Origin of the sequence: Lentibacillus salicampi (genome assembly GCF_004565465.1) — a bacterium.
Taxonomy (GTDB): domain Bacteria; phylum Bacillota; class Bacilli; order Bacillales; family Amphibacillaceae; genus Lentibacillus; species Lentibacillus salicampi.
The window spans coordinates 277,278-291,861 of record NZ_SRHY01000001.1 but is presented as its reverse complement, the minus strand read 5'-3'; the positions used below and the strand labels follow the sequence as shown (position 1 = coordinate 291,861).

Genomic DNA, 14,584 nt, shown 5'->3' with positions numbered 1-14,584 from the left:
CTAATACCTCGGCTTTCGTGAATGGATTTCATTTAAAAAACGCAGATAATGGTCATAGCGGCTGGAGGCAATTTGCTTGTCCTCGACCGCCTGTTTAACCGCACACTTTGGCTCTTTGTTGTGAAGACAGCCGCGAAATTTGCAATCTGCCTTACGTTCGGCTATCTCTGGGAAATAATCACCTAATTCATCGGCTGCAATGTCGCTGAAATCAAGTGCACTGAACCCTGGTGTATCAGCTACAAGTCCGCCGCCCACTTCAACCAGCTCGACATGTCTTGTTGTATGTTTTCCTCTCCCCAAACTTTCAGATATGTCATCCGTTTTTAGTTCGAGCGTGGGATTGACAGCATTTAATAACGATGATTTGCCGACACCGGATTGTCCGGCAATGACAGAGACATGATTAGTAAAATAACTTTTTAAATGCTCAGGATCTTCTAACCCCTTAGACGAAACGAGTTCAGTTAAATACCCGATTTCTTTATATAACGTTTGGTATTCGGTAATCTTTTCCAAGTTTTGTGCAGCCAGCAGATCCTTCTTTGTCATAAAGATAACCGGCTTGATGTCCTTCGATTCAATTAGAACAAGGAATCTGTCCAGTAAGAGTGGATTAAAGTCAGGCATAACGGCTGAGCTGACAATAACAGCCTGATCAACATTCGCTACCGGAGGACGCACAAGCATATTCCGTCTTGATTCGATGGAAAGAACATAACCTTCCTCAGGGTTATCAGCATCAAATTCCACAAAATCACCGACAAGCGGGGTGATCTTTTGCTTGCGAAATACACCTCTTCCCCGGCATTGAAAAATAGTATCATCGGATTTCACGTAATAAAATCCACTTATTGCTTTCATAATTCTGCCTTCAGCCATTTATTCACCTTCCACTTTCTCATATGGAATCGACTTATCAATGACCACTTCATCATCACGGATAACCCGGTAATCCGCGACACTGTCGGGTGCTATCGTCAGCGGGATTGTAAACTCCCTGTCTTCGGTTATGGTATATTCATCATAGACCTCTGAAATCGAACGGTTATTATCCCCGATATAAATTTTTACCGTTTGTTCAACCGGCTCATCACTATCATCAGATTCCTGAGGTGGATTGTAAGAAACCGTGAACGTTTCTTCATGATTCAGCGGCGGCTTTTCCTCAGGACCAGTCGAAATATATACATTAACCGTATCACCTTCTGCCATTTCAGCACCAGCTTCTGGTTCCTGACGAATCACCTCGCCTTCAGGTGTGCTGTCAGAGTTCTCTTCGCTGATCGAAGCGTTTAAGCCCTGATTTTCCAAAGAATTAATGGCTTCCTGTTCCGCCATGCCTGTCAAGTTATTTAAACTGATTGGTTCAGGTCCCTTACTGACTTCAAAAATCACTTCAGCTTCGTCCGGGATGACTTCTGTACCCGGAGAAGGATAAACATGATTCATAACCTCACCTGTGTTGTAGTCACCTGAATAGGCATCGTTAGCTGTAATATCTTTAAACCCTTTATTTTCAAGAATACGTTTAACCTGATCAAAGTTTTGACCGGTATAATCCTCGAATGCGACTGCTTCTTTTCCCTGACTGACAACGATTGTAACGGTATCCTCTTCCTGTACAGTACTTCCAGCTTCCGGATCTGTTTGGATAACAACACCCTCATCGACTTCATCTGAATACGCTTCTTCACGTTCTGTATCCAGATTCAACTCTTGTAAATCGGCCAAAGCTTCTTCATATTCCAGACCGCTCACATCAGGGACATCAACATCTTTGGGCTGGAAAAGTCCAGGAATTAATAGTGCCGCAATGCCTGCCGCTAATAATATTAATAAAACACCGGATAGGATCAGCCATTTTTTTCTGCCCGGTTTTTTCTTTTTTCCTTTTTTTCCTTTTTTTCCCTTTTTTACATCCTGAGCTTTACCCTTAGCAGTATGTGCCTTGGTATTACCGTTTTCATTCGGCTGACTGACAATCGTATCCCCATTCGGATTTTCATCGGTTTGATCGTCAGTTATGATGGGAATGGCTTTCGTTTCTTCTCCCTCTTCCGCCGGCGGAACAAATTTTTCTTCATCCAGCCTGTCAGGATCAAGTGCTGTTTCGAGGCCATCTTCCATGTCATACACTGAGTCGTAACGGTGAAAGGGGGCTTTAGCAGTAGCCTTTAGCACGACGTTTTCAACACTTTGCGGAATATCCGGGTTGTACCGTTTAACAGATGGCGTATCACTTTGCAGATGCATTAACGCAATTGAAACAGGTGACTGACCAGAAAAAGGCAGTCTTCCTGTCAATAATTCAAATAGAACAATCCCCAGCGAATAAATATCCGACTTTTTTGTTGCCGTACCCCCGCGTGCCTGTTCAGGAGATAAATAATGGACCGAACCAAGGATTGAATTGGTTTGGGTCAAAGCCGTTGAACTCAATGCCATCGCAATCCCAAAATCAGTCACTTTCGCCTGACCGTATGTATCAATCATAATATTTTGCGGTTTAATATCCCGATGTATGATATCGTTTGCGTGAGCGTGTGCGATAGCTGATGCGATCTGTTTCATGATGTCCAACGCAACGCCTACATCAAGTGGTGCGTAGCGTTGTATGTATTCTTTAAGCGTCATTCCATCCACATATTCCATCGCCATGAATAAAATACGGTCTTCTTCTCCTACATCATATACGCTGACAATGTTCGGATGGGACAAACTTGCTGCTGATTGTGCCTCACGGTCAAACCGCGCAATGAATTCCTCATCGTCGGCATAATCAAGACGCAATACCTTAATCGCCACGTCACGGTCCAGAATCGTATCTCTTGCAAGGTAAACGTCGGCCATGCCACCGCCGCCAATCGATCCTTTTATCCTGTAACGTTCATTCAGCAGACGCCCGTCCAGCATTATGCCTCACCCTCTTCCATGACTGTATCATGATGGACAATAATGAGGGATATATTATCCTCACCGCCCCGGTCATTAGCGAGTTCAATCATCCTGTTACTGATTGACTCCGGATCCCGGTCTGTATGAATAAACGATGAAAGTTCATCGTCTGTCAGTTTATTGGTCAATCCATCCGAACATAGCAGAAGCTTACTGTCTGATTCCCATTCAATCGATTGGCTGTCAGCAGCTATATCTGCTTCAGTTCCAAGCGCTTTCAGCAAAACATTTTTACGTGGATGTTGTTCAGCATCGTCTTTGCTGATTTGCCCGGAGCGAACAAGTTCGTTGACCAATGAATGATCTTCCGTTATTTGTCTGAACCCGTCATCATCCAGCTTATAGCATCGACTGTCACCAACATGCGAAACAGCAAAAAATTCGTCTGTACAAATAACAGCAACCACGGTAGTCCCCATTCCTGCGCACGCTTCATTATTCTGGGCATGATCCAACAGGGTACGGTTTGTCTCCTGAAGGATTTCGGTTAACCATGATTCACTTTCTTCGGAAGAATGGAAAACCTTAGTATTCTCCCACTTCACCTGAATCATGGAGGTTGCCATCTGGCTGGCTACATCGCCAGCCTGGTGGCCGCCCATACCGTCAGCAATCACCGCCAGCAACTGACCTGTCTGATTATAAAAAACCCCCCCGGCGTCCTCATTGTGACTTCTGATTTGTCCCTGATCTGTCTGAAAATGTGCTTTCACCTTTTTCACCTCTCAACAGCTGGTAGTCCACTTTTATCCAGTTCAGCTGGTTACACGCGTTTGATTCTTGTTAGAAAAAACCCGTCAGTCGAAAATGTTTGTGGAAATAATTGCAAACCGAATTCGGAACAATCTGGTGACTGTTGAATCACTGATGGTAATTGATCAAAAAAAGTCGAATCCAATGCGAAATCTGGATGTTGTTCCAAAAAGGTTTCTGTTACACCGTCATTTTCCGTTTTGTCAACCGTACAAGTGCTGTATATCAACAGTCCGCCCTTTTTCAATAACGGTGCCACATGATTCAGTATATCTGTCTGAATGCTGGCTAAACGGGCAATATCGTCTTCTTTTTTATTATATTTAATATCCGGCTTACCGCGTATCACACCAAAGCCTGTACATGGGGCATCAATCAATATACGGTCAAAACTTTCCTTTTCATGTTTTTGCTGCAGCTTTCGTGCATCGCCGGCTTTGGCATTGATGATCGTTAAATCAAGTGCAGCGGCTTTTTCTTGAATTTGTTGTGCCTTTTTGGCATGCAGGTCGTATGCGAAAATAGAACCTTCATTTTGCATTTTTTCAGCTGTATGTGTCACTTTGCCTCCTGGTGCACTGCAGGCATCCAGAACGGTCATGCCAGGTTCGACATGAAGCATTTCCGTTACCAGCATTGAACTTTGATCCTGGATGGTGACATAACCTTCGTTGAAAAGTCTTGACCGCAAAATATTGCCTCGGCCCACAATAATCCCCTGGCTGGAAAAGTCGGACATCCTTGTTTCAAATCCAAGTTCTCGAAGTTCGTCCATTGCCGCCTGTCGTGTTATTTTTAATGGTTGAACACGGATTGACAAGAGTTTTCGCTCTAAGTTAGCGCGGCACATCCCGCTAGTTATGTCATAACCATACATGTTTATCCATCGCTTCACAAGCCATTCAGGATGACTCGTTTCAACTGCCAGCCGTTCTGCTTGTCCTTCTATTGCTTCCAAATCCGGGACGCCTTTACGCTGCATATTTCTGAGCACCCCGTTAACAAATGAAGCAATTCCCTTGTGTCCACGGTGTTTGGCGATTTCAACTGCTTCATGAATGATGGCATGAGCCGGGATTCTGTCCAGAAAATGCATCTGATAAACGGACATACGCAACAACATACGCACCCATGGCTTTAATGTTTTCTTTGTATTCACGAAACCTTCCAGATAATAATCCAGAGTTAATTTACGCTGGATGGTACCATAGACAATCTCCGTCATCAGCGCTTCATCTTTTGGTGGTATGTTCTTGGATTTGATTTCATGATCAATTAATAAATGACTGAAACCACTATCCTGTTCAATTCGCACGAGCAGTTCAACAATGACTTCCCTTATCTGAACATTTTCCATCTAATCACCCATTACAATACCTGTTTGAATCCGATCCGGCGATCCTTGCAAATACTCTTTCACCGTCATGCGTTTTTTCCCCGCAGGCTGTATTTCTGTCACCCGGATTCCTTTATGATCGCCGCACACGACAACGAAAGCCTGGTGGTCAATGACTTCAACAATTTCACCAGGTGTTCCCTGATAAGTATGATCATCCATTTCACCCCACCAGATTTTCATCACCTTGCCGTCATACGTCGTGAATGCGACTGGCCAAGGATGCAAGCCCCGAATGTGATTATAAATCATATCGTTTGGATTTTGCCAATCGATTCGTTCCTGGTCGCGTTTGATATTGGAAGCAAATGTTGCCTGACGTTCGTCCTGACTGACAGGTGTTATTTCCCGGGCGAACAGTTTAGGCAATGTATCCGTCAAAAGACTTGCGCCCGCCGCGGATAGTTTATCGTGCAATGTCCCGGCATTTTCAACAGCCGTAATCGGTACTGTCTGCTGTGCGATAATATCACCGGCGTCCAGTTTTTCTGCCATATACATGAGAGTAATACCTGTTTTGGATTTTCCTTGTAATATAGCGTAATGAATCGGCGCACCACCTCTGAGTTCGGGCAATAATGATGCATGGACATTAATACAGCCGAATTCAGGTGTTTCGAGCAGTTCTTTCGGCAAAATTTGCCCATAGGCTGCCGTTATGATGATATCCGGTTCATAAGTAAGAATTTTTTCATAGTCATCTTTCAGTTTCTCAGGTTGCAGCACCGGAATATTATATTTTTCAGCTGTTTCTTTAACAGGAGGTGGAGTGATGACTTTTTTCCTGCCTTTGGGACGGTCCGGCTGTGTGACGACCAGAACAAGTTCATACCCTGTCTGTATCAGTGTTTCCAGAATAGGCACAGAAAAATCCGGGGTCCCCATAAAAACAAGTCTTTTCATCATCTATTGCTCCTTTCTTTTTAGTCGTTTTCACAAGATGCTAATCGTAAATTTTGGTGCTTTATACGCAGTTGAGATAAACAGCGACGTAAGTCTAGGTTCAAGTTGGTTCACTTCCCGTCGCTGCGGAAATACACTTGGTGCTCGTCGTGTTGGAAGTTATTTCGGGGGAGTAGCACTCCTCGCAACTCGCAGCTAACTCGGCGGATGTTTTGCTCGTCGCTTTCCGCGGGCGGCTGATGAGCCTCCTCGAGCTAAGCACTAAGGGGTCTCATCCAGGCCTCTGCTCCCACAGGAGTCTCCGTGTATTTCCTCCGCTGGTTTTATTGACTGGTCTAAGACGTTTATCAACACTTCACTAGTCCGGGTGAGCGTAGGGCGGTGACTCCTGCGGGAAAAGCAACAGATGAAGATCCCGCAGGAAGCGGTTTCTGCTTCCGAGGAAGCTGAAGCGTTGCCCTAAGGTGCGCATCCGCCCGAAGCGATCCCGGACGGTGGTGAAAAGCGGACGTACTTATCCAAAACATTCCAGCACTTACGTCGCAGTTTATGGATTTTGTGTCAAAAACCCAACTTTTTAAATGGGCAATTCGCATTGTATGGCTACATCAACTGGTATGGCTGCATATCCACCGAGATTTGTAAATCATCTTTACGCACGTCGTCATCAAATTGTCGGATAATTTTACTGAGTAACGTTCTTAATCCGGGTTCTTGCTTGTATTTTACCATGCATTGATACCGATATCTATCCTTTATCCGCGATATCGGTGATGGTGTCGGCCCTAAAATGACTGTATCCTGCTGCACATGTTTCCATAAGCTTTTCACGATTTTTTGGGTTGACTGAACGGCTTTGACATGATTCTGATGGGACACCGTTATTAATGCCAAATACACATATGGCGGATATTGAAATTGTTTGCGCACTTGCATTTCCTGCTGATAAAACTGCAGAAAATTATAATGACCTGCCAATTCAATACTATAATGTTCCGGTGTATAGGTCTGGACAATGACCTCACCAGGCAAATCGTGTCTTCCTGCCCGACCGCTCACTTGTGTCAGGAGCTGGAACGTTTTTTCAGATGAACGAAAATCCGGCAGATTCAACATGGAATCGGCAGTCAGCACGCCGACAAGCGTCACATTTTCAAAATCAAGCCCCTTGGCAATCATTTGAGTCCCCAGCAATATATCTGCCTGCTTTTCGGCAAATTGATTCAACAGTTTTTCATGTGCACCTTTTCGCCGTGTTGTATCCACATCCATCCGTAATACTCTTGCTTCCGGAATCAATTGCGTCAGTGCCTCTTCTATGCGCTGTGTTCCCGTTCCAAAAAAGCGGATTAAATCACTGCTGCAGGACGGGCAATCCATTGGCATTGGCTCTTCATACGCACAATAATGACATTTAAGCTGGTTGCTATGCTTATGGAAAGTCAGTGCGATATCACAATGCGGGCATTCTTGCACGTGACCACATTCCCGGCACATCACAAACGTTGAATAGCCCCGCCGGTTTAATAGCAGGACAACCTGTTCGCCGCGACTGATGCGTTTCGCAATGTTATCTTTCAGGCTACGCGAAAACATCGAGCGGTTGCCGGCATGCAGTTCGTCCCGCATATCCACAATATTGACCTCGGGCATCGCCTTTTCATTAGTACGTTTTGTCAAAGTCGACAGTTTATAGACACCCTTTTGAGCCCTGGCATATGACTCCAGTGCCGGTGTCGCACTGCCAAGGATGACCGGACACCGGTGATACTCTCCGCGCTGGATGGCCACATCACGTGCATGATAGCGCGGTGAATCTTCCTGTTTATAACTGTTTTCATGTTCTTCATCAATAATAATGATGCCAAGGTTTTCAAACGGCGCAAAGACGGCTGACCTGGCACCAACTACTACTTGCACTTCTTTACGGTGAATCCGCCGCCATTCGTCATATCGTTCTCCATGGGACAATGCACTGTGCATGACAGCCACATTTGATCCGAAGCGCCCCTTGAACCTTCTGACCATTTGCGGTGTCAGGGAGATCTCCGGAACAAGTACGATCGCCTCTTCACCTTTATCAATCACATCCTGGATGGCCTGCAGGTAGATTTCTGTTTTTCCACTGCCTGTTACACCATGTAGTAGAAATACATCATGCACGTTGTCCTTAATGTGTTGCTTGACTGGTTCAATAGCAGCTTGTTGCTGTTCCGTCAGCTCTAAAGGATTTGTCTGTTCAAATTGATCGTCATCATACGGATTTCGATAGACCTCTTTCTTTAATAGCGTAAGGAATCCTTTATTCAGCAATGCGTTTATAACCGATCGCGTTGTTTCAAATTGCTTTATGACGCTATTAAGCTCGATTTCTTCTGGATGCTCAATAAAAAAAGCAAGTATTTCCTGCTGTTTTTTGGCTTTGTTGGACATATCCTGTAATGCCTCTTCCAGCAAATGTCCATCACGTGCCGGTTTCAGAAATGTTGTATACTTTTTCGTCACTCTTGATTTGACCAAGTAATGAACAGCAATGTCACCCGCCTGGATCGCTTTTTGCACATGATAAAAGCTGACTCCGCCATTTTCCAGTTCCTCATAGGAGGCAAAATCCCTCCCGGCAAAAAATATTTCGAGCTTTTCGGAAAGGGGAGCATCGGTCAGCCGTTCCAATTCTTTTTTGTAGTTTGCTTTCAGTACCTGTGGCAGCATGGCCTGAAAAGCTGTAATGTACAGACTTAATGTCTTTTCTGCCAGCCATTTGCCCAAATCAAGCAATTCAGGTGTCAGAATTGGTGTTAAATCAAGTATATCAATAATTTCTTTTAACCGATTGAAAGAAGATTCACTTACTCTTGCAACGACATATCCCATGATTTTCCTCGGTCCAAATGGAACGATAACCCGCATCCCCGGTTGCAGTATATCCTGGAATCGTTCCGGGATTATATAATCGAAGGTCTGGTTGATGGAACTAGCCGGAACATCAACAATCACTTTTGCAATAGTCACGTTGTTTCATCCTTCATATCACGGGCGATCTTTATCACGATTTCATCGGCGATTTCCTGTTTTGAACGCAGTGTCATCTCTTCCTTTTCCTCTGATTTGTTCACATACGTGACCATATTGGTATCACCGCCAAAGCCGGCCCCCTCAGCTGCGATGTTATTAATGATGATCGCATCAAGATGTTTCTTCCGTAATTTGCTGATGCCATAGTCAACCGGATTGGTGGTTTCAGCCGCAAACCCCGTCAGAAATTGGTGCTCCTTTCGTTCACCGAGCGACATCAGAATATCTTGTGTCCGTTCCATTTCAACATGCCAGTCATCAGGCTGTTTTTTCATCTTTTCATCATAAATCTGTTTCGGCCGGTAGTCGGCAACAGCAGCAGCTTTAATGACAATGTCACTCGTCCCGAAGTGATCGTGCATAGTCTGATACATATCCTCGGCTGTCACAACATCGATCCGCTCTATACGTTTATTCTCAGCCTCCAGACTAACGGGACCTGTAACTAATGTCACATCAGCACCTGCATTCGCCGCTGCCTCAGCCAATGCAAATCCCATTTTGCCTGATGACCTGTTCGTGAAAAACCGGACCGGATCCACTTTTTCCTGCGTTGGGCCTGCAGATACCAGTACCTTTTTTCCTGAAAGCAAAGTTTGTCCGGACTGATGTTGTGCAACTGCTGCAATAATGCTTTCCGGTTCCTCCAGCCGCCCTTTGCCGACATACCCACAGGCGAGGTATCCTGCGCCAGGTTCGATAAAATGGTAACCCCAGGCATCAAGCTGTTTCATATTTTCCACAACGGCAGGGTGTGCGTACATATGTACATTCATGGCCGGTGCGATATAAACACTTGACTGAGTGGCAAGCAGTACAGTTGAAAGCATATCATCAGCAATCCCATTAGCCAGTTTGCCGATTATATTGGCCGTCGCCGGAGCAAGCAGGGTGATATCAGCCCAGTCAGCCAGATCAATATGGGCAATTTTCGCAGGATCTTTTTCATCAAACGTATCCATATGGACGGGGTTTCTTGATAAAGCCTGAAATGTCAGCGGGGACACAAATTTCGCTGCATTTTCGGTCATGATGACTTTTACATCTGCCCCCTGCTGCGTCAATTTACTTGTTAAAGCACACGCTTTATACGCGGCGATACCGCCCGTAACACCCAGCAGTACATGTTTATTCTGAATCATTTTACATCCCCTCGTTCCCTGAAAATATCACTGCCGGTCAACATCCACCGAAAAAAGTTGAGACCCCCGCAAACGAAATCAAGAAGCGAGGGTCATCAGCATTACTTACTATCTTCTTTTACAAACAGCTTTTCAGCCATAATTTCCTCAAGCGCCAGCCCAACGTATCTATTTGATTTCGGGTTATCAACAAGCACTTTTTCCGTTTCCCGGATTTGACGCGCCCGTTTGGCAGCTATCGTAACGAGTGTATACTTGGATTTTATTTTTGTCTGTAAATCATCAATGGACGGTTCAAGCATCATATTATTCATCCTCCAATAACTGTTTATATTGTTTTGCAATTCGATCCCGTTTGCAGTGCTCGCTTTGAATGATTGATTGAACTTTCGTGACGGCTGCATCAACATCATCATTGACAACAACATAATCATAGGCGTCCATCATCTCAATCTCTTTTCGGGCTTCTTTCAGACGCTTCAGCACTAATTCCTGTGATTCGGTACCTCTCTCGACAATCCGATTTTTTAATTCTTCAAGACTCGGCGGAAATAAAAAGATGAAAACACCTTCCGGGAAATTTTCCTTCACCTGCATGGCTCCTTGCACTTCGATCTCCAGAAAGACGTCTTTACCGCCGTGTAATGTGTCTTCCACATATTTTCTCGGTGTTCCGTAATAATTGTTGACAAAACGGGCATATTCCAAAAGCTGACCCGATTCGATCATCCGCTCAAATTCCGCGTTTGTTTTGTAAAAATAATCCACACCTTCTGATTCTCCGTGGCGTTTTTCCCTTGTCGTCATGGAAATGGAATATGCGAGGTCATTTGCACGCTCGAAAAGTTCCCGTCTGACAGTGCCTTTACCGACACCTGAGGGTCCGGATAAAATGAACAAAATGCCGTTTTCATCAATCACAACGCTTCCTCCTAGTTATTTTCGTCTGAATCTTCCTCATGACTGATTACACGCTGCCCGACCGTTTCCGGCTGTACAGCCGACAAGACAACATGATCGCTATCTGTGATGATAACAGCCCTTGTCCGTCTTCCGTAAGTTGCATCCACTAATTTATTATTGTCACGAGCAACTGTTATAATTCGCTTAATGGGTGCTGATTCCGGCGAAACAATCGAAATGACCCGATTGGCCGACACCACATTCCCAAACCCTATATTGATTAACGCTAAACTCAAATTGGCTCCCCCTTCAAAACACTATCCATTCATATTAGTCTATAAATATCATTACGTGAAGCTTTACGCACGCGTGTCTTACTCCCAATAACATGTGGGATAAATCCATTATAGTGTAAATAAAAACGAAAACACAACCATTTGCTGTGTAATTTGGGCTTATTCTTTTATTTTCTCGACATGACGTCCTATTATAGGACTTATCGGTCAGCAAATTGGGAAATTGCTACGCACATCTGAAATGTCATTATAACAATTCCGCAGCAAAAATAAAAACCCTTCTTTGACAGAAGGGCTTGATAATACCTACTTTTTGGTGAAACCAAAGAGAACACTTGGCAGAAAACTCAAGGCAAGAATCAGCATCCAGTCTCTGAAACTTAAGGCTAGCGTATGGAAAACGGGCTGTAAAGGTTCCCAGTAGATGACCACTAACAATAGCAAAACAGATGACAGGACAGATAAAGCCAAGTATTTATTTTCAAATGGGTTCCGTGAAAAAATCGAATGTTCACTCCGGCAGTCAAACACATGAATCAGCTGAGCCATCACCAATGTGGTGAACGCGACTGTCTGTCCATAATTCAGGTTATCCGGATCGCCCTGATAGGCTATCATAAACGCGATTAATGCAACGAGACCGATCACTATACCACGGCTGACAATTTTGAATCCTAACCCTCTGGAAAAAATACCTTCTTTTGAATTTCTTGGTCCGTTTTTCATCACGTCATCTTCTGACTGATCCAGACCGAGTGCCATAGCGGGAAGTCCGTCTGTGACAAGGTTGACCCATAGGATTTGAACGGGCACCAGCGGCAGCGGCATAGCAAGCAGCATCGCAAACAGCATCACTAATATTTCACCGACGTTGGATGCCAATAAATAGCGGATAAACTTTCGGATATTCTCATAGATATTACGTCCTTCAATTATGGCCGATTTTATGGTGGCAAAATTATCATCCATCAAGATGAGTGAAGAAGCTTCCTTGGTCACGTCGGTCCCGCTTTCCCCCATACTGATGCCGATATCACTGGCTTTTATCGCTGGGGCATCATTAACACCGTCACCTGTCATAGCGACAATATGCCCTTCTTCCTGAAATGCCTTCACAATTTTTAATTTATGCTCAGGGGTGACTCTGGCAAAGACGTAAACCTGATCGATGATATCGCGCAGTTCTTCCACAGACGTATTATTCAGCTGTGACCCGTCCAAAACCATTCCATCTTCCGGAAGCAAGTTGAGCTGTGTTGCAATAGCGCGGGCGGTTTTTTCATGATCACCGGTAATCATCACCGACTTGATTCCGGCTTCACGGCATTCTTCAATAGCCGTTTTCACTTCTTTTCTTGGCGGATCCATCATCCCGTATACACCGATAAGTGTTAAGTCTTTTTCCAATGCTGCAGAATTCAATGATTCGTCTTTTGCCAATGGTTTCATAGCAATGGCCAATGTCCGTAAAGCTTTATCTGCCATATGATTGATTGATTGGTTGATTTCCTGTTTATCTTCAGACCGCATCAGCTTTCTTCCCTGCTCCTTCATGACATAATTGGAGCGGGGAACGAGTACATCCGGTGCGCCTTTCGTTATCAAAAAACGCATTCTATTATCATCTTCCACGACCATACTCATCCGTTTTCGTTCGGAATCAAATGGCAGTTCCTGGACAATACGGTAATTGTCGTGAAGCTGATTCGACAGGCCCAGCTTCCGTGCCGCAACAAGCAAAGCACCATCAGTTGGGTCACCATCAACATAGTACCTTCCCTTTTTGGTCATTAATGATGCATTATTACAAAGCATGCCATATAAAAACATTGATTCAAGATTCGGGTAATCCCGGTCGAGTACATCCTGGTTCAGATAAACGGTTCCCTTTACATCGTAGCCGTCCCCTGTCACATATAACAATTTACCATTCAAAAACACTTCTTTCACTGTCATTTGATTTTCCGTCATTGTTCCGGTCTTGTCCGAACAAATGACCGAGGCGCATCCCAAGGTTTCCACAGCTGACAGTTTCCGGACGATTGCTTTCTTTTTGATCATACGCTGAACGCCCAATGACAATGCAACGGTTACGATCGCAGGCAACCCCTCTGGAATGGCTGCGACAGCCAGCGAAACACCCGCTAGAAACATATTGTATACCGGATGGCCCTGATACACCCCCACTAGTACAACTAAAGCGGTCAAAAGCAGTGCAACAGCAATCAGGATTTTCCCCAATTCAGCCAGCTTGTGTTCAAGCGGCGTGGTCGTTTTTTTCGTTTTGACCATTAATGAGGCGATTTGCCCCATGACTGTGTTCATGCCAGTTCCAACGACAATGCCTGTACCTGAGCCTCGCGTAACTAATGTGCTCATAAAACCCATATTGACTTGATCCTGGGCATCAAGCTTGTCCCCTGTGATGCTTGTTGCATGTTTCATGACCGGAAGTGATTCACCGGTCAGTGCTGATTCTTCCGTTTCCAGGCTGCTTGAGTTGGTTATTCGGATGTCTGCAGGAATTCGGTCACCACTTTTGACCCGAACAACATCCCCAACAACCACTTCCTGAGACGGAATCTTCTCCCACTTGCCCTCACGCAGCACACTTGCGACAGGTGCTGACATTTCTTTTAATTTGGTCAATGACTTTTCTGCTTTTTGTTCCTGAAAATAACCCAAAAAACCATTTACCAGAACAATGACCATAATCGCTATTGCATCGACATATTCACCCAGCATTCCTGCGATTAATGTGGCGGCAAGCAGAATTAACACCATAAAATCCTGAAATTGTTTCAGGAAAATCAGCCACTTGGATGTATTTTTTTGGGATTCCAACCGGTTTGGCCCATATTGTTTCCGGCGCCCGTCCGTTTGCTTATCTGTCAGACCATGTTTTGTTGTGACATGCAATTTTTGCTCGACTACATCAACGTCCATCTGATACCATTTCATCCTGCATTCCCTCCAGATTCATCCACATGAAATCTCTTTTACGCACAATACTTATATATCGATATCTATGCAGACTCGTCCGAAAAAATGCTATAATAAGAACAAAAGCGAAAGCGCCTTGTTCACGCCCGAAAAGCTTAAGCAAGAATTTGTAGTGGCGGGTTTTGCCACGTAAAATGATTGCTTAAGACCTCCAG

At 44.6% G+C, this 14,584-nt stretch carries 11 protein-coding genes; all 11 read right to left on the bottom strand.

Going from position 1 to position 14,584, the window contains the following annotated elements; all coding sequences use genetic code 11:
- On the bottom strand, positions 1-882 hold the full coding sequence (rsgA, locus tag E4U82_RS01430) for a ribosome small subunit-dependent GTPase A (protein ID WP_135108251.1): 882 nt from the start codon (positions 880-882) through the stop codon (positions 1-3).
- Positions 883-2,916, bottom strand: a complete 2,034-nt coding sequence (gene pknB / locus E4U82_RS01425) for a Stk1 family PASTA domain-containing Ser/Thr kinase (protein WP_135108250.1) — start codon at positions 2,914-2,916, stop codon at positions 883-885.
- Positions 2,916-3,671 carry a Stp1/IreP family PP2C-type Ser/Thr phosphatase gene (locus tag E4U82_RS01420; protein ID WP_135108249.1) on the bottom strand — a complete coding sequence of 252 codons (756 nt, stop codon included), beginning with the start codon at positions 3,669-3,671 and terminating at the stop codon, positions 2,916-2,918. Before E4U82_RS01420 ends, pknB begins: the two co-directional genes overlap by 1 nt.
- Before the next feature lie 50 nt (positions 3,672-3,721).
- On the bottom strand, positions 3,722-5,068 hold the full coding sequence (gene rsmB / locus E4U82_RS01415; protein ID WP_135108248.1) for a 16S rRNA (cytosine(967)-C(5))-methyltransferase RsmB: 1,347 nt from the start codon (positions 5,066-5,068) through the stop codon (positions 3,722-3,724).
- Positions 5,069-6,010, bottom strand: a complete 942-nt coding sequence (fmt, locus tag E4U82_RS01410; protein ID WP_135108247.1) for a methionyl-tRNA formyltransferase — start codon at positions 6,008-6,010, stop codon at positions 5,069-5,071.
- Between the two features lie 603 nt (positions 6,011-6,613).
- Positions 6,614-9,022: a primosomal protein N' gene (priA, locus tag E4U82_RS01405; protein ID WP_135108246.1), complete on the bottom strand. Its 2,409-nt coding sequence runs from the start codon at positions 9,020-9,022 to the stop codon at positions 6,614-6,616.
- Entirely contained in the window at positions 9,019-10,227 is a 1,209-nt protein-coding gene (coaBC, locus tag E4U82_RS01400; protein WP_135108245.1) for a bifunctional phosphopantothenoylcysteine decarboxylase/phosphopantothenate--cysteine ligase CoaBC, read from the bottom strand. The genes priA and coaBC overlap by 4 nt, the downstream gene beginning before the upstream one ends.
- A gap of 101 nt (positions 10,228-10,328) precedes the next feature.
- Positions 10,329-10,532 (bottom strand): DNA-directed RNA polymerase subunit omega, encoded by a 204-nt coding sequence (gene rpoZ / locus E4U82_RS01395; protein WP_135108244.1) that lies wholly within the window; start codon positions 10,530-10,532, stop codon positions 10,329-10,331.
- 1 nt (position 10,533) lies between these two features.
- Entirely contained in the window at positions 10,534-11,148 is a 615-nt protein-coding gene (gene gmk / locus E4U82_RS01390) for a guanylate kinase (RefSeq protein WP_135108243.1), read from the bottom strand.
- Positions 11,149-11,159: 11 nt separating this feature from the next.
- Positions 11,160-11,426, bottom strand: coding sequence for an extracellular matrix/biofilm regulator RemA (remA, locus tag E4U82_RS01385; RefSeq protein ID WP_135108242.1), 267 nt, complete (start codon positions 11,424-11,426; stop codon positions 11,160-11,162).
- Between the two features lie 306 nt (positions 11,427-11,732).
- Positions 11,733-14,387: a calcium-translocating P-type ATPase, SERCA-type gene (locus E4U82_RS01380; RefSeq protein ID WP_135108241.1), complete on the bottom strand. Its 2,655-nt coding sequence runs from the start codon at positions 14,385-14,387 to the stop codon at positions 11,733-11,735.
- Between the last annotated feature and the right edge of the window lie 197 nt (positions 14,388-14,584).

Bases quoted from the DNA above. Each gene is read 5' to 3' on its own strand.
- rsgA (WP_135108251.1), bottom strand. From the start codon at position 882: ATGGCTGAAGGCAGAATTATGAAAGCAATAAGTGGATTTTATTACGTG.
- pknB (WP_135108250.1), bottom strand. From the start codon at position 2,916: ATGCTGGACGGGCGTCTGCTGAATGAACGTTACAGGATAAAAGGATCG.
- rsmB (WP_135108248.1), bottom strand. From the start codon at position 5,068: ATGGAAAATGTTCAGATAAGGGAAGTCATTGTTGAACTGCTCGTGCGA.
- fmt (WP_135108247.1), bottom strand. From the start codon at position 6,010: ATGAAAAGACTTGTTTTTATGGGGACCCCGGATTTTTCTGTGCCTATT.
- coaBC (WP_135108245.1), bottom strand. From the start codon at position 10,227: ATGATTCAGAATAAACATGTACTGCTGGGTGTTACGGGCGGTATCGCC.
- rpoZ (WP_135108244.1), bottom strand. From the start codon at position 10,532: ATGATGCTTGAACCGTCCATTGATGATTTACAGACAAAAATAAAATCC.
- E4U82_RS01380 (WP_135108241.1), bottom strand. From the start codon at position 14,387: ATGAAATGGTATCAGATGGACGTTGATGTAGTCGAGCAAAAATTGCAT.